Origin of the sequence: Singulisphaera acidiphila DSM 18658 (assembly GCF_000242455.2) — a bacterium.
GTDB classification, from domain to species: Bacteria; Planctomycetota; Planctomycetia; order Isosphaerales; family Isosphaeraceae; genus Singulisphaera; species Singulisphaera acidiphila.
Genome location: NC_019892.1, coordinates 693,338 through 715,058, shown reverse-complemented (window position 1 = coordinate 715,058; position 21,721 = coordinate 693,338). Strand labels below are relative to the sequence as shown.

The following is a 21,721-nucleotide window of genomic DNA, read 5'->3' as shown; positions in this document are numbered from 1 at the left end:
CGATTTCGGGAAATGATTCCGTCAGCGTTCCCCGCCCGTCGAAATAGCGATCGAGAACACGGCTTTTCTCTCTCGGTATCGATTCGGCCCTCAGTCGCCGATTTCCTTCCGCAGCTCCTTGGCCTCGGGATGATCGGGGTCATCCTTGAGCAGGGCATCAAGAGTCGCCTTGGCCGCGTCGCGGTTGCCGAGGCCGAGTTGAGCCTTGGCGAGCCGGACTTTGAGGTCGTTGGGACGCTTCGCTTTCAGGTCGATCGCGGTCTGGAACTCCTCAATGGCCGGGGCGAACTTCTTCTGGGCCGCCAGGGCATCGGCGAGGAAGATGTGGCAGGCGGGGTCGTAGACGTTGACGTAGAGGCACTCCATGGCCCATTTCTCGGCCTGCTCCGGTTGCTTCGCGGTCAGGTGGCGCTCGGCCAGGGCCTTACGGACGTCGAGGTCGTCGGCGTCGTTGTCGGCGATCATCGCCAGGTCGGCCAGGAACTTGGCGTCGTTCTTCTGCCGCAGATGGACCCGGGCCAGGCCGGCGATCCACTTGGTGTGGACCGGATCGTCGCGGCGGGCGATCTCGTAGAGCCGCTCGGCTTCGTCGAGCTTCCCTGCCTTCATCTGGAGCTCGGCCAGGAGGTCGATCACCCGCTCGTTGGGCTTGTCCGGGTTGAGGGCCGGCTCGAGAACCGCAAGTGCGCCCTCTTCGTCGCCGATCGTGACGAGCAAGCGTGCCTTGACGTAGCTGGCCAAGGGCTGATGCGGCACGGCCTTGAGCGCCTTCTCGGCGAAGGGGCGGGCCTCCTTGAGGTCGCGGCGGGCGAAGTGCTCGTAGGCCATCCGGGCGTTCAGGTCGGCGTCGTCCGGCTTCTCCTTGATCATCCGCTCGAGCTGGGAGAACTTGACCGGCTTCTCGTCGTTGACCCGGGTCCGGATCGTCTTGACCACCTCGTCGAGCGAGGTAAGGTACTCAGCCTCGAAGTCGGCCTTTTCCACCTGGAAGCAGGCGACAATCGCCCGATCGGTCGTCAGACCGCGACGGTAGGCGTCGAGCATCTTGATCAAGGCGTCGGAGCCGAACCGCTTGAGCATGTATTGCGCGTAGAGCTGAGCCTGGCAATACGCCATCTGGCGGTCGTCGGGTTCCTTGGGACGGATGAAGCCGAGGTTGATCGTGTCGAGGTTGAGGAGCTTCGAACGGCTCGGCACGCGTTCCAAAAGGAGCTTGTTCCACTCCTGGGGGCGAGGGAACCCTTCGCTCTCAACGGCCAGGGCCTCGGTGTACCAGTGCGGGATGTTGAAGTCGGTCTGCTGCAAGGTGATGACGTGAACGAGTTCGTGCTTGAGCACCCGGGCCCAGTTGAACGGCTTGCCGGTGGCGCGGGGGCTGGCCAGGGCGACCACCTTGCCCGTGCAGGCGCCGACGGTCGGGATGAACGGCAGGCCGATCGTCCGGCCGCTGAACCACTTGTGGTCCTTCAAGATCTCGACCTGAGTCAGCTCGGGGGGGGAATAACCGAATCGGGTGGTCAGCTCGCCGTGGATCGACTCAAGGTAGCGGCCCATGTACTTGCCCAGCAGCTCGTCCTGCTTGGGGTCGACCAGGACACTGTAATGCTCGGTGAGAATCGGCTTGTACGAAGCCATGTGCTTGAGCACGAGCATTTGATTGTTGGCGCGGACGTTGAACGGGTCGGCGGCGAAGGCGGCCTGAAAGAGTTCGCGAGCCTCGTTCTCGCGGCCGATCTGCATGTAGAGCATGCCGAGGCCGATCGGGGCCTCAGCGCGGCGGGGGTCGGCGGCTGCCGCGAGCAGGAAAGCGCGTTCGGCCGAGTGGTACTTGCGCCGGTCGGCCAGGCGCTCGCCGAGTGCGGCGTAGAAGGTGGCCGGTCTCGGGTTGTCGGCCAGGGCGATGGCCTCGGCGACCGCAGCGCCGACCGGGTCGACCAGCAAGCGGCAAGCGGCGGCGAGCCGGGCCAGGGCGTCCTGGTCGTGCCGGTTCTCGGCGACCGCCTTCTCAGCGGCGGCAAGAGCGTCGGTGAAGCGCTCGTCGGAGATGTTCAGGTCGGCCAGCAAGATGTGCGCAGGGGCATATCGCGGGTTGATCGCCAGGGCACGCTCGACCTTCGCTCGGCCGGCGGCCAGCTTGTACCCTTGGAGGTCGGCGTTGCCGAGCGTGACCAGGATTTCGGCGGCCTGCGGGTTGATCTGCAAGGCCCGGGCGAGTTCCTTGGCCGCCGCAGCCTCGTTGTAGCCGGAGAGGAACAAACGCCCCTCGAGCCAGGGGGCCTGCCAGCAGAGGGGGTCGGCCTTGAGCGCACCTTCGTAGATCTCGTTGATGACGTCGTTGAGCGAATCGCTCAGCTCGTCCCCTCGCGCCATCGCCCGATAGTATCGCTCGGAGGCTTGGCCGACGATCAGGAGCGCCTCGGCGTCCTTGGCGATGTCGGCCTGGCGCTCATTGTACCGGTCGATGAACCATTTCCAGGCGCCGACCGCTTTATCAAGTTCTCCCCGCGCCTCCAGGAGGCGGGCCTCGACCCAATGCGCGGCGATGTGGTCGGAATCGACCTTGAGGGCCTGTTGGGCGGCCGTTCCGGCCGCTTCCCAGTCGCCCCGCGCGAATTGCAGGTCGGCCACCCGGGCAGCGAGGTCCGCGTTTTGGGGCTGCTGCGCGGCAAGGTCGGTCAGAGTGGCGACCGCCTTCTCGACTTCTCCCTGGCTGGCCAGACAATCGGCCTGGCCGAGCACGGCCTTGGCGCGAGCGGGGGCGGGAAGGTCGGCCTCCTTGAGGATCGCCTCGTACGCCTCCTGAGCCTCGGCGTAGCGACCGTTCTGCAAAAGCCGACGAGCGTCATCGAGCCCGTCGGATGGGGCCACCAACGTCACGAGCAAAGTCAGTAGAATCTCGCAGAGCATACCCACCTCCTGTTCCTTTCCACGCTAACATAGGGGACGGAGGAAATGAACCACCGAACCGCATGCGGCGACACGGATCAAGGCGAGGTCGAACCATGGCCAACACGAACCCCATGTACCGTCTGGTGGTCTTCGAGGAAGTGGACGACCCCCAGGGGGTCCGCGACCTCTTCTGCAAGGTGACGGGCATTCACCCCACCGACGCGTTGCAGTGGATCGCCCGGGCCCCCGGGATCTGGCCCAGGCCGCTGACCGAGGCCGAGACCCGGACCTTGCTCGACGGCCTGTACGAGTACGGCGTGCCCGCCGAGGCGCGACGGATCGACCAGTTCCCCGACATCGTCCCCCCGCGCAAGATCCACACCGCCGCCTGCCTGCCGGAGGGCTTGCGAGTCCAAGGGCTCCACGGCGAGGCGACGCACTGGGTCCCCTGGGATCGGATCGACCTGATCAGCGCCGGGCGGATCGACACGGAGGACGTCTACCGCAAGGCCAGTCCGCCCGCCTGGTCCGCCGCGCTGGCGGTGGGGCTCCGGGCGATCACGCTCCGAGTCGGTAAGCCGCCCGACCGGAGCAAGCGAGCAAGCCGAGTGCTTCGCGACCCGATCGGCGAGGCCATCATCATCCGCCGCGACCCGCTGATCGCCTTCCGGATCGTCGAGAACCAGATGAACTACGCCTACCTGGGAGATCGCCTGAGCCCCAAGGCGTCGGAGAACTTCCCGGTATTCCTGGCCGACCTCTGCGCCCGGGCCGAACGCGCCGACGTCACTCCTCCCACCCGGTTGATCGTCGAGCGCAAAGACCCGGCCGAGTCCGCCTTCCCCAGTTCGCAGGCCCTCCTGGAATACTCGACCCACCGGCTCCTCTGGTGCTGGTATCACCGCGCCCGCGATAGCCAACGTCTTGAAGAGCCGGGTCCAGAACGTCCATAAAAAGCGGTTTACCGGCGAGTGGCACACGCTTCCGCCGGTTTCCCCAATTCCTCTCGTTCTGTCTCTTACGGCTTGTGCAATGCGAGGGAAATCCGCCCCCACTTCAGGAGAGAGATAGCGCCCCTCTAAATATCCGTCGCAGCCTCAGAATCGACAGTCGCAGACCTGAGAAGGATTAAATTCAGGTAATTTTCAAAAAAAATCAGGTAAGTTTTCACTCGCGCCGGCAACGACTCAGGTCATTCTGTATTCACGGGTTAGGTGACAAAAAGTCCATCCCCGCACTCATTCCCTCGAGAGAGTCTCCTCGAAGAGGGCATGGCGAAGGTTGTTCAACCTGTGTATGATCCCCACGATCCATGCACTCGGAACGTGCATGCCGACTCGCTCGGTCTTCTCAAGCATCAACTCCGCTTGTGCCGGAGTTCGCTTGAGAAGTGCGAGACCAGCGAGTGACGACAAAACGGATAATCCCCGCGTAGTTCTCCCCTTAAGCCTGCTGGTGCTTCTCCCCTGAGACGACCCACTCGCTTTGCCTGAATTGCGATCTCTCAACAGATCGACAAAAACACAACTGCATTCTCATCAACCCATACACTAAGTCATTAGGGTATGACTGGTGCGGGGCTGTTTTTCGTTTTTTTTTCGCAAGGAGGATCTCCCTAACGTGCGTTCTCTTCGATTCATCCTGATCAGCGCTTGCCTCTATGTGTTGATGGCCGGCCTCACCCTGTCCCTGAGCGGTTGCGGCGAAAGCAGCAGCGAACCGCAAGCCACGCCGGGGCCCACGAAGCAAGACGAGGATATCCGCAAACAGATGGTCGAGTTCGAGAAATCGAAATCGAAAGCCCGCAAGAAGTAAGAAGGCCGCGCACCGCCCCACACACCCACGCCCACGGGCCGTCCTCGACCGCCCGCTTCAGCAATCGCTTCGGTGCCAGGACAGGACACAATCCACGTCCGAAGGCCCCGCCATGGCCTTTGCGAATTCAGGGCAGACTGTCCTCCGAAAGGGTCCGCTTGGCGATCATCGATCGCTGAAGATGTTCATTTTTCCCTTTTTCCTGATTCGTTAGAGGATCTCTCATGACAAGTCGAAGCATCAAGCGGGGATTCACGCTGATCGAGCTCTTGGTGGTGATCGCGATCATCGCCGTCCTGATCGCCTTGCTATTGCCGGCCGTGCAGGCGGCCCGCGAGGCGGCCCGTCGTTCGCAGTGCACGAACAACCTGAAGCAGCTTGGGTTGGCCATGCACAATTATCTGTCGACCAACAACGTCTTCCCGTTGGGAGCGTCGCTCGCGGCCGATGACCCGACCACCCAAGTGCCGTGGAACAATTGGGGGGCGCACGCCCTGATGCTCCCCGCGATGGAACAAACGGCCATCTACAACGCGATCAATTTCAACTACGGTTGTCGCAACGCGCAAGGCGCAACCGCCGGGCCGGTCAACTCCACGGCGGCCAATTCCAAGCTCGCCACGTTTCTTTGTCCCTCCGACGGCAACGCGGGCCAGACCAACCTCAACAGCTATCACGCCTCGATGGGGACCACGCCCGCGAATAATCGGACCGGAAGCTCGGGGATGTTCACCTTCCGGATGTGCTATGGGATCGAGAGCGTCACGGATGGAAGCAGCAACACCATCGCCTTCTCCGAAGGCCTGGCAGGCGACTACACCAGCACCGGGATGCGCAAGCCGGGCAACGGAGTCGGCAACGCGGGCGGCGACACCGGAACGATCCAGCAAATGATCAGCGCCAGCACGAACCCAGCCGCGATCCAGGCGGCGTTGACCGCGTGCAACTCCGCATGGCAGTCAGGCACGGACGCGACCATCGGCACCGATCGCGGCCGTTACTGGGCGAACGGGATCGAGGGATACACGATGTTCAATACCATCGTAACCCCCAACTCCAAGCAGAACGGCTGGAATCACTGCCGGCTGGACTGCTGCAGCACGGCGGGCAACGCTCACTTCAACAAGGCGTCGAGCAACCACTCCGGCGGCGTCAACACCTTGCTGGGCGACGGCAGCGTCCGGTTCGTCAAAGACTCGATCTCGCAGGTGACCTGGTGGGCGCTCGGCACCCGTGACGGCGGCGAAACCATCAGCTCCGACTCGTACTGAGCCGACGCTTCAACGCACCAATGCAAACGCACTCTGGGTCGATCAAAGGGGAAGGGGAGCACTCCGGCTCCCCTTCTCAGATTCCAAGAGCTCGGCGCGGCGCGATAGACCTTCTTCTTCCTCTTCGATGGCGACGCCCCCGGGCTTCTCCGCAGAACCAGATCATCCGGGCCACCTTTACATATTCCCCATTGCCCTGATAGACTTGTCACGCAAACGCCCTTGGCAAGGATCGCCAGGATCTCCAAGGCGGAGGACGCCAACCGACCCGCCGCCGCCATTCCACCTTTTGAGGTTGCAGGAGAGACATTTCCGTGCCCCAACAAGACCGTTATTTGTTCACGAGCGAGTCGGTCTCGATGGGCCATCCCGATAAGATGGCCGATCAGATCTCCGACGGCATCCTCGACGCGATCTTCAAGCAGGATCCGTACGCACGGGTGGCGTGTGAGACTTTGCTGACGACCGGCCTGGTGGTTGTGGCGGGTGAGATCACGACCACGGCGTCCGTCGACTACGCCAGCGTGGTCCGGCAGGTCGTCGAAGAAGTGGGCTACACCTCCAGCGAGATGGGCTTCGACGCCAAGACCTGCGCGGTGATGGTGGCCTTGGGCAAGCAGTCGCCCGACATCGCCCAGGGGGTCAACGACGACGCCGAGAAGGGCAAGGACATCGGGGCCGGCGACCAGGGCCTGATGTTCGGCTACGCCGCCAACGAAACGCCCGAACTGATGCCGATGCCGATCGCCCTGTCGCATCGAATCATCAACCGGATCACCGAACTCCGCAAGAACGGCACGATCAAGTGGCTCCGCCCCGACAGCAAGAGCCAGGTCACCGTCGAGTACGTCGACGGCAAGCCGGTCCGGATCGACGCGGTGGTCGTCTCGACGCAGACCGATGAGACGCCGATCGAAGAGATTCGCAAGGTCATCAAGGAGCAGGTGATCCTGCCCGTGCTCCCCAAGGACATGGTCGACGCCGAGACCAAGTACTACATCAACCCGACCGGCCGATTCGTCGTCGGCGGCCCTTGCGGTGACGCAGGCGTGACGGGGCGGAAGATCATCGTCGACACCTACGGAGGCGCAGGTCGCCACGGCGGTGGCGCGTTCAGCGGCAAGGATCCCACAAAGGTCGACCGCTCGGCCGCCTACATGGCCCGCTACGTCGCCAAGAACGTGGTGGCCGCCGGCCTGGCCGATCGCTGCGAAATCCAGTTCGCCTATGCCATCGGCGTCTCCGAGCCGGTCAGCGTCCATGTCGACACCTTCGGCACCGGGCAGATCGCCGACGCCCAGATCGCCGACCTGGTTCGCAAGACCTTCCCGCTGACCCCGTCGGGCATCATCAAGCACCTCGACCTGCGTCGGCCGATCTATCAGAAGACCGCCAGCGGCGGCCACTTCGGACGGTCGGAACCCGAGTTCACCTGGGAACGCACCGACAAGGCCGACGCCCTCCGCCAGGCGACCAGCGCCCTGGCAACCGCCTGATCGGGTCGAACCGAACGGATCCTCAAAACGTCCCGACCGAAGCCCGTTTTCTCCCGGGAAGACGGGCTTCTTGTTTTACTGGACCAAGGCTTTCCATGCCGTCGCCGTTATTCGAGGCCGCACGCGCGTCCTATGCCGAGGCGTTTGGCCTCGAGCCAACCGTCCTGACCCAGGCCCCCGGCCGGGTCGAGCTGCTGGGCAACCACACCGACTATAATGGCGGCCTGGTCCTGGCCACGGCCATCAACCGTGGCACGGTCATCGCCGGCCGGGTCATCACCGAGCGCGAAGGGCAAGTCCACTCGATCGGATTCGCGGAACCGGACCGGTTCGCCTTCGAGGCCCTCGAACCGGGGGAACCGGGGACCTGGGGCCGTTACGTCCGGGGGGTGGTCTGGGCCCTGGGCGAAGCCCACGGGCCGCTTCAAGGCGGATTCCAGGCCGCGATCGCCGGCGACGTCCCCCTGGGGGCGGGCCTCTCCAGTTCGGCGAGCCTGCAAGCCGCCCTGGCCCTCTTCCTGTTCAAGGCCGGGCTGACCGGCCAGGAGGCCGACCTCGACGACCCCGCGCGGATGGCGCTCGCCAAGCTGCTCCGACGGGGTGAGAACGAGTTCGTCGGGGTCCAGTCGGGGCTCCTCGACCAGTTCTCGGTCCTCTTCGGCCGCGCGGGCATGGCGTTGAGCCTCGACTGCCGCAGCCTCGAGTACGAGCGGCTCTCGTTGGGCAATCCTCCCCCCGCGATCGTCATCTGCGACTCAAAGACCTCACGGCGGCTGGCCGACGGGATGTACAACCAGAGACGCGCGGAGTGCGAACGGGTCGTCGCCTACTTCCAGGCCAAGCGCGGCCCCGAGGCGGTCACCTGGCTCCGCGACGTCACGGTCGAAGAGTTGCAAGCGGCCTGGAGCCAGCTCGACACGATCGGTCGAATCCGAGCCCGACACGTCCTGACCGAGAACGAACGGGTCAAGCAAGGGGCCGAAGCCCTTCGCGCCGGCGATTCCGCGAAGCTCGGCCACCTGATGTCGGAGTCACACGCCTCGAGCCGTGACGACTTCGGCAACAGCTCATCGTATCTGGAAGCCCTGATCGAGTCGGCCGAGGAAGCCCCCGGCTATCTCGGCGGCAAGCTCTCGGGCGCGGGCTGGGCGGGCTGTACGGTCAACCTCGTCGACGCAGCTGAAGCCGACGACTTCGCCGAAGCGGTCCGTCACCATTACACGAGACGGACGGCCATCGTTCCGGACGTCCACATCTGCCAGGCCGCCGCCGGCGCCTCCGGCTTTTAGAGCCTCTACTCGCTTTGTCGGTGAAGGCTCAGAACGGCGTCAAGGCTGAAGACACACCGACAACGAAAGCCGTTTGACCTGCGGGTTGGCGTAAGTGGGTACCCCTTTCCCTTCGGGGCGCAACCAAGGGGTGGGGCACCCCACGAGGGCCCCCACCCGCTCTTAAATCATTCGTTTTGAAATAAAAATGCGTGCGGGTCGTCCGCGGTCCCAGGGAAATCGGATCAATTCAATCGAATCGATTAATTGATCCGATGAACGGTCGCCCCGTAGACCGCCGCAGCCTCGCCCGAGGGGGTCCGATAAATGCCGCTCAACGGGAGTAAGAACACATCCTCCCGAGGCGCATTCGGCGAGGCCGGCTTACCCTGCACGTCCAGCGCGAAGAATTCCGGCACGCACTCGGGCACCTGAGATCCCTGGCCTGGGTTCAGACGCTCGACGACGCACCCGCTTGGAATCGCGTAAGCCATCCCAGCCTGGTTGGCGCGGTAGGGAACGGCAAAGATCCGACCACGACGCACGTTGGTCAATTCAATCATCATCTTCTTCGATTCCGAGAGAACTGCCGAGCAATGATCGAGTTCTTAGGGGGGAGAGACGTAGGTCGTCTTGGGAATTCGACGCCAGGATCATCCTAAATACGTGACGCTTATGCTAATCACTCGTGAGAGTAAAGAACACAGGACAGAGTCCTCAAGGTTGTCTTTTTTTTCAGCGAGTGATAAACGCCAAGGCGATCCTCACCCATCGCTGAGATCCGCCAGGGTGGCCGTAGCCGGGACGACCTCTTCTCCGTGACGACGCGGCCCCCCCATCAACGAGGGTTCGATGTCACGTTCCGACCGTGGCGGCGTGGGCGTGGCAAGTGCCGCGATGAACGCCCTGGAGTGCTCGAGGGCCGCCTCGACGGAGTCGACCTGGATCAGGGTGAGGTCGCCAGGGCGGAGAGCCAGGAGGGCGGCCTCGATGGCCGCGAACTCGCCATCGAGTTCCGTCACCTGCTTGACGCGGCCCCCGCGTGCGAGGCCGAGGCGGAGCAAGGTGAAGGTCTCGCCCTCGGCCCGACCGCGTCGGCAGTCAGGACTCTCGTAGATCAGGACGTGGTCAAAGGCGTCGCCCAGCAAAGCGGCCTGTTTCAAAATGGATTCGTCCGGCCGGTCGCCGGCAACGGTGAACACAGCGCTGCGGGTCAGGCTGGGGAACGACTCGATCGCCTCCACCAGCGCGACCAGAGCCGACGGGTTGTGACCGTAGTCGAAGATCGCCGTCGCCCCGTTCACCTCCACGACGTTGAACCGGCCGGGCGTCAGTTCCATGTTGCTCTCGAACGCCTCGAGCGCGGCGCGGGTCGTGTCGTGCGGCACCCCCAACGCCTGAGCAGCAGCCACGGCAGCCAGGACATTCTCAACCTGGAAGCCGATCCGACCGCCCCGGGTTAACGGGACACACGACAGGGGACACAAGACCTCTTCGTGGCTTCCCTCGGCCAGGACGACCGCATTGTCACGGCAAAAGACGGCACGGCCCCCTTGGGCGCGATGCTCGACGACGATCGGGTTCGTGCCGTCGAGCGCAAAATAGAAGAGCGAGCCTCGGCAAGCTTGCCCCATTCGGGCGACGAGCGGATCGGCGGCATTGAGAACGGCGGTCCCATCGGGCGGGACGACATCGACCAGCGTGCTTTTGACGTCGGCCAGTTGTTCCGGCGTCATGATGTCGCTCAGACCAAGGTGGTCCCCCTCGCCGATATTCGTAACCACCGAGACGTTGGTCCGGTCGTACCCCAGGCCCTCGCGGAGAATCCCCCCCCGCGCGGTTTCGAGCACGGCGGCCTCAACGCGAGGATCTTGCAGCACGATGCGGGCACTCTGCGGCCCGCTGCAATCTCCGATTTCAAGGCGACTCTCATTCACAAAGATGCCGTCGGTGCAGGTCATCCCCACGGTCCGCCCGGCTTCGCGCAGGATTCGGGCGATCAGCCGGGTCACGGTCGTCTTGCCATTCACGCCGGTGACGCCGACGACCGGGATGCGGCCGTCCTCCCCCTCGGGGAAGAGCGAGGCGAGACTGGACTCACCGCCAGGGTCGGCCTCGGTCGTCAGGAGCCGGCGCTGGCGGTGCCCCTGACCCAAGACGACGCGATGCTCCGCGTCAAGCCGGCGGCAGGGGACCCCAGCCTTCAGAGCGGCCTCGACGATCGCCCGGGCGCCCGGTTGCAGACACGACTGGCAGGCCACGTCACGGAGCCGGGCAACCTCGGCTTCGACGACGAACGGCAGGTCGAGGACCGCCGCCTGGAGCAGTCGGTGCGCCGTCTCCAGGCAGGCTCGACCGACGGCCTCGTCCTCGTATTCGATGACGACTTTGTAGACCCCGGCTTCCGCCGTCTCGCGTGCCTTGCCGAAGCCGACGGGGGTGCCCGCCAGGCATTGCAATTCGAGCGTGACGTGCTCCAGAATGTGCCCCTGGTAAGTGCCCTCGCGAAGCCGCTCAAAGAACCCGCCCGGGCGGCCGAGACTGCACCGGTGCTCGATCATCCCAGGGAGCCACGCCATGAGCCGCTCGTTGAACCCCGGCAGTTGATTCGACGGCGAGTCCTTCAGCTCTTTCAGGTCGACCCACGCCTCCAGAACAGGGAACCGAGCCCAGATATTCGGCCCACGAAGCGCCAACACTTTGCGAATTTCCATCCCCTCGAAACTCCTCGACACAAGATCCGACCGCCGCAACGCGTCATTCTCGACCAACACCTTCGTCTCCCGCATCGGGCGGGTCCGATCGCTCGCCGACTCCACGTCGAGGGCCAAGCCAACCAGCCAATCCGGTCGTTCCCCATTTCCGTTCCCGACCGGAAGGTTAGACTTAGAGTCTGTCCCAGAAGGCGAATCGCATCGGAGTTTTTGATAACCTTCCGGGTGCCATGCGGTTCCGTACCCGGAACCCATGCGGGAATGCTTTGGCCTGTGGAGCACGGGGTCCGAGTACGGAACCCGTGGCACCCAAACGTCCCTTTTCCCCGGTGAAGCCTGACCTTCCGAGACAGGCACTTAAAGCTACCTGAAAGAATGGTACGTCCGCATCGTCAATGCACAGAGCAAAATGAGAAGGAACTCTCCCCGACTCACAGCTTCACCGGAGGATCGTCAATGCCCTGGGCCCGCATCTCGGCCGACCTGGTCGTCCTGTTTCACGCCTGCTTCGTCGCCTTCGTCGTCTTCGGGATGGTGGCGATCGTGGTCGGGCTCGTGTTAGGTTGGAGCTGGGTGCGGAACTTCTGGTTCCGGACCCTTCACTTGTCCGCGATCGCCGTCGTCACCGCGCAAACGCTGGCCGGAATGATGTGCCCGCTGACGATCCTGGAGAACCACCTGCGACGGCAGGCGGGGCAGCAGACCTATCCAGGGGCATTCATCGGTTACTGGGCGCACCACCTGATCTTCTTCGAGGCGGAGCCCTGGGTCTTCACCGTCGCTTACACCCTGTTCGGACTGGCCGTCGCGGGGGCCTTTCTGCTGGGACCGCCCCGCTGGCCCTGGCGTGAGCCCGTCAAAATGCCCCAAGGAAACAACCCACATCACGCCCCTTGACCTGACAAAGGGGCGTCCCCTAACCGGCTCTTGCCGCCCCCGCGTGAAGGAGTGTCCGATGCCAGGAACTCGTGCCCTCTGGCTGCTGATCGCCCTGCTCACGCCAACGTTAGCGGCAGCCGAGACGTGCCTGTCGCCGTTCGTGAAGCGTCTCGATCGCCCCGAGAAGTTTCTTTACGTTTTCTGTGTGGACGCAGACGCGAAGGACAACGACTTCGTCGCCGTGATCGACGTCAACCCCGACAGCGCGTCCTACGGCACGATGATCCACACCTTGGACCTCGGCACCAAGGGGAACGAGACCCATCACTGGGGCTTCACCGACGACCGGACCCGGATCTGGGCGGGAGGCTTGCTCTCGAGCCGGGTCTGGATCATCGACGTCGCCACCGACCCCGCCAAGCCGAGGGTCGAAACGATCCTCGAGGACATTCCCCAGAAGACCGGTCTCTCAGGCCCACACACGTATTACGCGCTGCCGGGCCGAATGCTGATCAACTTCCTGGGGGCGGCCGACGGCGGGCTTCCCGCCGGCATGGCCGAGTTCACCAACGACGGCAAGTTCATCCGCCGGATCGACAACCCGAAAGACGCCCCCTACGGCTACGACGTGGCGATCAAGCCCGGCCTGAACCGCATGGTCTCCAGCAGCTTCACCCCGTTGCGGAACTACAAGAAGCCGCTGGCACAGATGGACCTGAAAGACTTCGGCAGCGAGATGGTCGTCTGGGACTTCAAGGAGCGCAAGCCACTCCAAGTCGGCAAGACAGGGCTCGCTCCCCTGGAGGTGCGCTGGAGCTTGAAGCCCGAGAACAACTACGGGTTCACCAACTGCGCGCTCGACAACTCGATCTGGCTCTTTCGAGGTCGAGCCGACGGTTCCTACGAGTTCAAGAAGGTCGCTCAGACCAGAGCGCTACCGGCCGACCTGCGTCAGAGCCCCGACGACCGCTACCTGTTCGTGAGTTGCTTCGGCGACAACCTGATCCAGCAGTGGGACGTCACCGACCCCGACCAACCCAAGCTCTTCAGCACCGTCTCTCCGGTCGTTCAGCCCAACATGATGCACCTGACCGGCGACGGCCAGCGGATGTACGTGACCAACTCGCTGCTCTCAACCCTGGACCACGCCGGCCGGTTCTACGTCCGCCTCGTCCACGTCGGCCCCGACGGCATGAAGGTCGACCCATTCTTCAACGTCGACCTGAACAAGCTCCCCACCGGCCCAGCGCGAGGGCATGACATGCTCATCAACTGACGAGAACCCAAGACGCCGCCAAGGAGAGGGAGACCATGAGAACGCTCCAAGGCCGATCCATTCAAACCTTATTCCTGGCCTTCTTTGTCGCGAGCCCGCTCCTCGGGGCTGGGAGCGCCGCAGAAGAGAAGAAGACGCCGCCTCCAAGTACCCTCGCCGATATCGGCCCCGCGCCTTCGGTCGAGTTGATCGACGCAGCGGGAAAGCCATTTGTCCTGGCCGACCTGCGGGGCAAAGCGGTGGTCGTCAGCTTCATCTACACGACATGCAGCGGCAGTTGTCCGGCGACGACGTTCAGCCTGACTCGCGTCCAGCGAGCGCTCAAGGAGGCGGGGCTTTGGTCGAAACGGGTTGAGTTCGTCTCGATCAGCCTGGACCCCGAGCGCGATACGCCCGAGGCGCTCGCCGCCTACGCCCGGAACTACGACGCGGACCCCGCCACCTGGCACTTCCTGACCGGGCCCCCGGACAGGGTGGCCAAGGTGGTGGCCGCCTGGGGGATGTGGGCGAAGATCGGCCCCTCGGGTACACTGGACCACCCTTCGCGAATCTTCCTGGTCGACCCGCAAGGTCGGCAGCGGGAGATCTATAACCTCGAATTCCTCAAGCCGGCGTCCGTCTTGCATGACGTGCAAACCGTGCTGTCCGAAGAGACTGGCCACTGACCCCTTGAGGACGTTTCATTGCCCAATCTCTCGCCCCCCCGTTCGCGATCGCGACGAGCCTTCGTCATCCTCAACCCGGCCGCCGGCCAGGGCACGGTAGCCGCCGTGCGCCTCGCTTTGGCGCGAACGTTTTCCAAGAGCGACGACGCCTCGGGGGACGAGGCCGCCTACACGATCCACGAAACCAGTCCCGGCGAGGCGATTGCGAAGCGGGTCCGCGAGGCGGCGGAGCAGGGGGGCTATGACCTGATCGTCGCGGGTGGGGGAGACGGAACGATCTCGGCGGTCGCCAACGGCCTGGTCGGGCTGGAGACGCCCCTGGGGATCCTCCCTCTCGGCACGGCAAACGTCCTCGCGCGGGAGCTCGGCATCCCCATCGACCTGGAAGGGGCCTGCCAACTCCTGGCCGGAGCGCACGCCGTCACGGCGATCGACGCCATGAAGGTGGGGGATCAGTGCTACTTCACCCAGGTCGGCGTCGGTATCGACGCGATGATGATCCGCGACACCGCTCGCGAGGCCAAGCGGCGGTTCGGGCGCGTCGCCTACCTCTGGACCGCCTTCACCCGCTTGCTCGGGTTCCAGCCCCGGCGGTTCCTGATCGAGAGCGACGAGCGCTTCGTTCGCTCGCGGGCCTCGCAGGTGGTGGTGGCCAACAGCGGGATCCTCGGCCAGCCTCCGTTCCGCTGGGGCCCCGACATCCGCCCCGACGACGGCCGGGTCAACGTCTGCATCGTCCGCGCCCGCTCGCTCTGGCACTACATCACCCTCTTCTGGCACGTGATCCTCGGCCAGCACAAGCAGAACGCCAACGTCCGCTACCTGACCGCCAAACATCGCGTCGTCATCGCCACCACCAAGCGTTCCTTGCCCGTGCAGGCCGACGGCGAAATCATCGGCGAGACCCCCGTCACGGTGACGGTCGTCCCCCAGGCCCTCCACGTGATCGTGCCGCAGGACGCTGAAGCCCCAGCCTGAATGAAGTCCAGCGGCTCTCCGATCCTTCCCCTGCGAACGGATCTGAATCTGAATCAAGAGGTTGGCATGATCCAAAAAGTCGTCACGGGCGGGCAGACGGGGGCGGAGCAGGCGGCCTGGGTGGCGGCACGCCGGGCCGGGATTGTGACGGCCGGATATATGCCACACGGGTTTCTGACCGAGGACGGCCCCGCGCCTCGGGTCGGCGCACTCTATGGGGCGATCGAATTCCCCATGGACGACGCCAGGCGAATCCGCGCCAATCTCCGCCGGGCCGACGGCCTCTTCTGGTTCGGCGACCCGGACTCCACGGAGGCCGCCGACACATTCGCCGCTTGCCGCGAGTTGGCCAAACCCTTTCTCACGATCAACCCAGGGTTCACACCGCCGGCGGAAGTCGTCGCCTGGCTGAGCGTGTTCGAGACGGCGACCCTCGTCGTCGCCGGCGATCGCGCCTCGCGCGCCCCGCGCATCGGCCCTCTCGTTGAAGCGTTCCTGGATCGCACCTTTGCCGCCTTGCGAAGGGCAGGCATGCGGGACAAATAGCCCCATCGAGAAAAGAAGAAAGAGGGGACATCGAAGATGCCCCCTCCCTCTCCGTCTCTCACCGCCTGTCTCGGAAGGCCAGGCTTCACCGGGAAATGAAGGAACTTTGGGTGCCACGGGTTCCGTACTCGGACCCCGTGTACCCCACAGGCCAAGGCTTTCCCGCATGGGGTCCGAGTACGGAACCGCATGGCAACCGGAAGATCATCAAAAACTCCGGTGCGATTCGCCTTCTGGGACAGACTCTCACCGCCCTCGAGTTCGCGACGCCACCCGTCGCGACGTGGTGAGGTCGAACGGAAACGCGTTGTCTCCGTCCGACGTGACCACGATCGCAAGTTGCGTCCGGACGTTGTAGTGCGCCGGGATGACGTTGCGGACCTCGTCGATCGTCTCGGTGGGGAGGTCGGGGTGCTTGATCCGCTTCCCGGTCGGCTTCACAGCGTTGATCTCGACCTGGTAACGGCCCGGAGCCGGCCCCACCGATCGGGCGATCTGGTAGGTGCCGTCACGGACTTCCGCAGTGGCCGCCGTCGCGCCGTCCAGCGGGGCGAACGTGACCGAACCCGAGGGAAGCGGCTTGCCGTCGAGCGTGATGATCCCGGAGACGGGCTGCCGGGCCGGCCCTTCGTCCGCACAACCGACCATGACCAACGCGACCGCAAGTGCAACACCTCGAACGAGCTTGGCCCCAACCAAGCCGGATTGACGCTTCGTTTCGGTACGCATTAGAGAGAGTCTCCGCTGATCACTTCACCCCCGGCCCGGCTGCTCAGAGCCCGCCAGGTCGGCAACGCGATTGAGTCCTTCACGAAACGGATCGAGCCATCGCCGAGGAGCACGTTGACTCCGCCGGGGTGAACGCTCCGTGAGCCGATGTAATGGTTCGGGCCGTCGCCGGTGTTGCGATTGCAGGGAGCCTTCACGGTCACCCAGCAAGCGCCATAGTCCGGGGTCTGGCTGTTCGGTCCGAGCCGGGTCGAAATCTGGTGGGATGAGGGTTGCTCGCTCCAGACCCGCCCGCGACGGTCGATCGTTTCGACCGGCTGGCCCGCCGGGTGCGGCGTCTGGATCAACTCCGACATCAGAAACGTCTGGCTCGTCCCGTCGGTCAACTCGGCCAGAGAAGCGCCGTAGTTCAAGGCGAAAGGCGCGGCCAAAACCTGGTCCGAATACGTGTTCTGGCCCCAGTTGACGCCGTAGTTCCCCTTGACGTCGCTCACGCCCCCCCCGTTGTTCACGAACACAACCTGCTGGTCGGAAGGGCAGTCGAAAACATTCACCCGAGCCGCGCGAGTCGTAGAGTTCTGGTTTTCCTGGAACGAAAGGTTGAAATTGAAGCTGTTGCTGAGGTTCCCCTGCTCGATAAACGGCAGGAGCGACGTGATGAACGGCTGACGGTATTGGTAGCCCCCCGGATTCGTCACTCCGGTCGAACCAGGAGCGAACCGCCCGTGGACGTCATGGTAACTGTGCAACGCCAGGCCCAGCTGCTTCAGGTTGTTCGTGCACTGAATCCGTCGCGCCGCTTCACGGGCCGCCTGCACCGCCGGCAGCAACAACGCAATCAAAACCGCGATGATCGCGATCACAACCAGCAACTCGATCAAGGTGAACCCCGTCCGTCGGCAGCAAGGCACCGAGGTCTCAAAGCGAACTACCGGCTCCTGTCCACTCCGCATCGTGATTCTCCTCTGAGAGACCCGGCCTTGATTGCCACTTCGTCATCGAACGAAACCCATTCTTCTTTTCTTGATCGGCTTTGTCAAGGACAAACCCCACCATCTTGACCAATGTAATTGAGATTCGTTAGAGTTCCTCTCAAGCGACAGTCGCGGGCTGGCCGCGACGGAGAGGATCGGGGACGGGTGACAACAGACTTCGAGGTGGCTTTGATGAAACCAGGAATCAGACGCGTCTTGCGAAATTCATGGCTCGCGGCGCTCGCGACGGTCGGTGCGGGGCAAGGCACCGGGATCGCGTCGGACGCACCGGCCGGCAGGCCCAACGTGGTGCTGCTCGTTGCCGACGACCTGGGTTATGGCGATCTCGGCTTTCAAGGGGCCCGCGATATCCCGACGCCCCACCTCGACGCCCTGGCGCAAGGCGGGGTGCGCTGCACGAGCGGATATGTCTCGGGTCCGTATTGCAGCCCGACGCGTGCCGGCCTGTTGACGGGCCGCTACCAGCAGCGGTTCGGACACGAGTTCAACCCGGGCGGGGGTGGTGGGGCGGCGGCTGCGAAGAATGTGGGCTTACCGGTTACGGAGACGACCCTGGCCGACCGGCTCAAGGCGGCCGGCTACGCGACGGGCCTCGTCGGCAAGTGGCACCTCGGCTCCGAGGCGAAGTTTCATCCCCAGAAGCGTGGTTTCGATGAGTTCTTCGGCTTCCTCGGCGGTCAGCACACCTATTTCGCCAGCAAGAGCGGCGACGTGTATCGCGGCACCGAGGTCGTGAAGGAGGAGGCCTATCTGACCGACGCCTTCTCCCGCGAGGCCTTGTCGTTCATCGACCGGCACAAAGACCACCCGTTCTTTTTGCAGCTCAGCTTCAATGCCGTCCACACCCCGATGGACGCGACCGAAGATCGGGTCGCCCGGTTCTCCTCGATCGAGGACCCGAAGCGGAGGACGTACGCGGCCATGCTTTCCGCCCTCGACGAAGCGGCCGGCAACGTGATCGAGCGGCTCAGGGCGGCCGGGCTCGAGGAAAAGACGCTCATCATCTTCTTCAGCGACAACGGCGGCCCGACGATGGCGGGCACCACGACCAACGGCTCGAAGAACGACCCGTTGCGCGGTTCGAAGCGGACGACCCTCGAAGGGGGTGTCCGGGTCCCGTTCGTCCTGAGCTGGAAGGGCACGCTCCCCGCAGGCAAGGTGTATGACCAACCGATTATCCAGCTCGATATCCTGCCGACGGCCCTGGCGGCGGCCGGCGTCGACGCCGAGCCGGAATGGAAGCTCGACGGCGTCAACCTCTTGCCTCACCTCAACGGTAAGTCGGACCAACCGCCCCACGACACCCTCTACTGGCGCCTGGGCGACCAGGCGGCCATCCGCCGGGGCGACTGGAAGCTCGTCCGCTATGACCAGACGGTCGACCTCGCCGGCGCCCAGTCAGACGCACGCTCCGGACCTCCCGTCACCCCGTTCCGGCTTTACAACCTCGCCAAGGACATCGGGGAAACCAACGACCTGAGCACGGAGAACCCGGACAAGGCCAAGGAACTCCTCGCCGCCTGGGAGGACTGGAGCGGCCAGCTTGCCCGCCCCTTGTGGGGACCAGGAAGCCGCGCCACGCCAGCGGCAAATTGAGAGACGATTCTCCCAAAAGACACGGGCCGGCCGTACTTCAAGCACGGCCAGGCCCGTTGTTAGCGATCACTTCGACTTCTGCGCAGCGCCGCCCTCTCCTCAGCAGAACGGCCGCAAGGCCTGGCGCATCGCCGAGGCGGTGGGGTAGCGGTCCTTCGGGTCGCGGGCGAGGCACTTCTGGAGGACGGCGGCCAGGGCGGCCGGGATGTCGGGGCGGCGCTTGCGGACCGGCACCGGGGGCTCTTCCAGGAGGGTGCGGATCAAGTCCCCCCCTTCGGCCACCTGGTCGTAGATGAACTGGCTGGTGAGCAGGTAATAGAGCGTCGCGGCGCTGGCGTAAAGGTCGCCCGAGGGGAGCACCGTCTTGAAGTCGAGCATCTGCTCGGGCGGCATGAACGGAACGGTCCCGCGCATCTCGCCCGAGAAGGTCAGGCCCGACAGCCCGAGCCCGCGAAAGCTCTTGGCCAGGCCGAAGTCGGAGATCTTGGCGACCAGGCCTTCCGGCCGGCGGCCGATCAGGATGTTCTCGGGCTTGATGTCGCGATGGACGAACCCGAGCCGGTGCGCTTGCTCGAGCCCCTTGAGAACCTGGCAAGCCATCCGGCAAGCCTGCGAGATCGGGTAGCGTCCCGGGGCCGAGTTGGCCAGAGCTTCCAGGTTCGAGCCCGCGACGTACTCCATCGCGAACCAGAACTGCCCTCGGGTCATCCCCTGTTCGAGCCACTCGACGATGTTCGGATGCTTCAACTGGCTGATGACCGACATCTCGCGCAAGAAGCGGTCGACAGCCGAACGCGCGGCGGCCGACTCGGGGACGATCAGCTTGAGCGCGACCAACTTCCCGGTCTCGTTGTGCTTCGCCTGGTAGACGACCCCCATCGCCCCTCGGCCCAGCTCGCGGACAGTGGTGAAGTGGGGGACCGGCTGGGGCAGCGACGACGACTCGGCCCGGCAGAAGTCGCAGAGCCACTCGACCGACTCGCCCGCCACCTGGTTCGGGCCGCTCGCCACGTCGATCCCCAGCGGGGCGGGCGAGCCGCACCCCGCGCACTGGATCGGCTTGGGATGCGCGTCCAGGGCGACCGACAACGTCCGACTCCCGGTCTGCGTATCCATCTCGCTCGTCTTTGACGCCGTCTCGACCCGGACCCGGAAAATGCTCTGCCCGGCCGCGATCCGGTCCCCCGAGTTCAGCTTGGCCCGGTCGACCCGGCGTTCATTGACGAAAGTTCCGTTGGTGCTCCCCAGGTCGCGGACCTCGCACCGAGGCGGATTGATCTCGATCAAGAAGTGGTCGCGCGAGAGCGCGGTGTCCTCGGGCACCGGACAATGGACGAACCGCGACCGACCCACGATAAACGTATCGTGCCGATCGAATACGAACGAACGACCCTGACGCGGGCCTTCGAGAACATCCAAGATCACTCGCATTGTGGCGCCGTTGGTCCTCCCCAATCTGAGTTCTTGCCCATTATACTCCAGGCAAGGCCAGGGTCGGAGTCCTTTATGGCTAAGATCCGGCGGGTCACAACCGAGCCGCTCGTTCATCTGTTGGTTTTTTCCTAAATAGGCGAACCGAGCCGAGCGCGAACCGGGACGGTCAGGAGCGTTTTCTCTGATGGCGGACATTTACGAGATCGCAGCCGAAGTCAAGGAGGCCCTGGCCGAGGGGCGAGCCGTTGTGGCCTTGGAGTCGACCCTGGTCGCCCAGGGGCTCCCTTGGCCCGCAAACCTCGAAACAGCGCAAGGGGCCGAGGCGGCCGTCCGGGCGGCGGGGGCCACACCGGCCACGATCGCGGTCGTCGCCGGCCGGATCCGGGTCGGCCTCTCGGCCCTGGAGCTGGAGCACCTGGCCCGCGCCGGGACATTCCTGAAGGCCGGCCGGCGCGACCTCTCCCAGGCCGTCGCGCGGCGGCTCGACGCCGCGACCACCGTATCGGCGACCCTCTGGATCGCACGAGGGCAGGGGATCGGCGTGATGGCCACCGGCGGGCTGGGGGGAGTCCACCGCGAGGCGGCGACGACCTTCGACGTCTCCAACGACCTCGACGAGCTCGCCCGCGCCGACGGCGCCTTGGTGGTCTGCTCGGGGATCAAGTCGATCCTCGACATGCCCGCCACCCTCGACGCCCTGGAGACCCGCGGAGTTCCCGTCGTCGGCTACCAGACCAGCGAATTGCCCGCATTTCTGACCCGATCGAGCGGCCTCGCCCTGGAGGCGCGCGTGGAGTCAGCCGACGAAGCAGCGGCCCTGGTCCACGCCCACCGTGCCCTCCGCCTCCCCGCCGCCGTCATCTTGACGCAGCCAGTCCCCGAGGCCGACGCCCTTGATGCCGGTGCAATGGACGACGCCCTCGCTTCCGCCCTGGCCGAGGCCCGTCATCAGCGGATCTCCGGCAAGGCAGTCACTCCCTTCCTCCTCGACCGAATCCGCCAGGCCACCGAGGGTCGCGGCCTGCGTGCCAATCAAGCCCTCATCCTCGCCAACGCCCGCCTGGCCGGTGACGTGGCGGTGGCCCTGGCGGCGAGCGAGGATTTCCACCACGGAAAGCATGGGCAACACGGAACGAAATCCAAATAACATCCGATTGTTTTCATTTTCAA

General features: G+C 64.6%; 18 protein-coding genes. 12 read left to right on the top strand and 6 right to left on the bottom strand.

All coding sequences use genetic code 11. The features are described from left to right. Positions 1-90: 90 nt before the first annotated feature. Positions 91-2,907, bottom strand: coding sequence for a tetratricopeptide repeat protein (locus SINAC_RS02770; protein ID WP_015244180.1), 2,817 nt, complete (start codon positions 2,905-2,907; stop codon positions 91-93). 95 nt (positions 2,908-3,002) lie between these two features. On the opposite strand from SINAC_RS02770, the gene SINAC_RS02765 reads away from it, so the two are divergent. The 5 genes from SINAC_RS02765 (at position 3,003) to galK (ending at position 8,760) form a co-directional block, all read left to right on the top strand. Further along, entirely contained in the window at positions 3,003-3,842 is an 840-nt protein-coding gene (locus tag SINAC_RS02765; RefSeq protein WP_015244179.1) for a hypothetical protein, read from the top strand. Positions 3,843-4,509: 667 nt separating this feature from the next. Continuing rightward, a complete protein-coding gene (locus SINAC_RS02760) occupies positions 4,510-4,704 on the top strand; it encodes a hypothetical protein (RefSeq protein WP_020467403.1) in 195 nt (64 codons plus the stop codon). A 224-nt stretch (positions 4,705-4,928) separates the two neighbouring features. Then, positions 4,929-5,975, top strand: a complete 1,047-nt coding sequence (locus SINAC_RS02755) for a DUF1559 domain-containing protein (RefSeq protein WP_015244177.1) — start codon at positions 4,929-4,931, stop codon at positions 5,973-5,975. Positions 5,976-6,289: 314 nt separating this feature from the next. Continuing rightward, positions 6,290-7,471 carry a methionine adenosyltransferase gene (metK, locus tag SINAC_RS02750; RefSeq protein ID WP_015244176.1) on the top strand — a complete coding sequence of 394 codons (1,182 nt, stop codon included), beginning with the start codon at positions 6,290-6,292 and terminating at the stop codon, positions 7,469-7,471. 95 nt (positions 7,472-7,566) lie between these two features. Next, positions 7,567-8,760 carry a galactokinase gene (gene galK / locus SINAC_RS02745; RefSeq protein WP_015244175.1) on the top strand — a complete coding sequence of 398 codons (1,194 nt, stop codon included), beginning with the start codon at positions 7,567-7,569 and terminating at the stop codon, positions 8,758-8,760. A gap of 242 nt (positions 8,761-9,002) precedes the next feature. Here the strand turns inward: galK and SINAC_RS02740 are convergent, their stop codons facing one another. Together SINAC_RS02740 and SINAC_RS02735 are read right to left on the bottom strand one after the other, a co-directional pair. Then, entirely contained in the window at positions 9,003-9,305 is a 303-nt protein-coding gene (locus SINAC_RS02740; RefSeq protein ID WP_015244174.1) for a hypothetical protein, read from the bottom strand. Between the two features lie 198 nt (positions 9,306-9,503). Continuing rightward, positions 9,504-11,453, bottom strand: a complete 1,950-nt coding sequence (locus tag SINAC_RS02735; RefSeq protein ID WP_015244173.1) for a cyanophycin synthetase family protein — start codon at positions 11,451-11,453, stop codon at positions 9,504-9,506. Between the two features lie 456 nt (positions 11,454-11,909). Here SINAC_RS02735 and SINAC_RS02730 point away from each other — a divergent pair, with 456 nt between their 5' ends. From SINAC_RS02730 to SINAC_RS02710, 5 genes are all read left to right on the top strand, one after another. Then, a complete protein-coding gene (locus SINAC_RS02730; RefSeq protein ID WP_015244172.1) occupies positions 11,910-12,350 on the top strand; it encodes a DUF2784 domain-containing protein in 441 nt (146 codons plus the stop codon). Positions 12,351-12,408: 58 nt separating this feature from the next. Further along, on the top strand, positions 12,409-13,608 hold the full coding sequence (locus tag SINAC_RS02725; protein ID WP_015244171.1) for a selenium-binding protein SBP56-related protein: 1,200 nt from the start codon (positions 12,409-12,411) through the stop codon (positions 13,606-13,608). A 35-nt stretch (positions 13,609-13,643) separates the two neighbouring features. After that, entirely contained in the window at positions 13,644-14,273 is a 630-nt protein-coding gene (locus tag SINAC_RS02720; RefSeq protein WP_015244170.1) for an SCO family protein, read from the top strand. 18 nt (positions 14,274-14,291) lie between these two features. Further along, positions 14,292-15,251, top strand: coding sequence for a diacylglycerol/lipid kinase family protein (locus SINAC_RS02715; RefSeq protein ID WP_015244169.1), 960 nt, complete (start codon positions 14,292-14,294; stop codon positions 15,249-15,251). Positions 15,252-15,317: 66 nt separating this feature from the next. Beyond that, positions 15,318-15,797 carry a putative molybdenum carrier protein gene (locus tag SINAC_RS02710; RefSeq protein ID WP_015244168.1) on the top strand — a complete coding sequence of 160 codons (480 nt, stop codon included), beginning with the start codon at positions 15,318-15,320 and terminating at the stop codon, positions 15,795-15,797. A 246-nt stretch (positions 15,798-16,043) separates the two neighbouring features. Here the strand turns inward: SINAC_RS02710 and SINAC_RS02705 are convergent, their stop codons facing one another. Both SINAC_RS02705 and SINAC_RS02700 read right to left on the bottom strand, forming a co-directional pair. Then, the gene (locus tag SINAC_RS02705; protein WP_015244166.1) at positions 16,044-16,526 is read right to left on the bottom strand and encodes a hypothetical protein; all 483 of its coding nucleotides are present in this window, start codon (positions 16,524-16,526) and stop codon (positions 16,044-16,046) included. Next, positions 16,526-17,479: a DUF1559 domain-containing protein gene (locus SINAC_RS02700; RefSeq protein WP_015244165.1), complete on the bottom strand. Its 954-nt coding sequence runs from the start codon at positions 17,477-17,479 to the stop codon at positions 16,526-16,528. The genes SINAC_RS02705 and SINAC_RS02700 overlap by 1 nt, the downstream gene beginning before the upstream one ends. Positions 17,480-17,692: 213 nt before the next feature. Between SINAC_RS02700 and SINAC_RS02695 the strand changes: the two genes are divergently transcribed. Beyond that, positions 17,693-19,117: a sulfatase gene (locus tag SINAC_RS02695; RefSeq protein ID WP_015244164.1), complete on the top strand. Its 1,425-nt coding sequence runs from the start codon at positions 17,693-17,695 to the stop codon at positions 19,115-19,117. Between the two features lie 99 nt (positions 19,118-19,216). On the opposite strand, the gene SINAC_RS02690 is transcribed toward SINAC_RS02695, so the two are convergent. Next, complete coding sequence (locus SINAC_RS02690; RefSeq protein ID WP_020467408.1) at positions 19,217-20,548, bottom strand: FHA domain-containing serine/threonine-protein kinase; 1,332 nt, start codon at positions 20,546-20,548, stop codon at positions 19,217-19,219. A gap of 187 nt (positions 20,549-20,735) precedes the next feature. On the opposite strand from SINAC_RS02690, the gene SINAC_RS02685 reads away from it, so the two are divergent. After that, positions 20,736-21,698 carry a pseudouridine-5'-phosphate glycosidase gene (locus SINAC_RS02685; protein WP_015244162.1) on the top strand — a complete coding sequence of 321 codons (963 nt, stop codon included), beginning with the start codon at positions 20,736-20,738 and terminating at the stop codon, positions 21,696-21,698. The last annotated feature ends 23 nt before the right edge of the window (positions 21,699-21,721 follow it).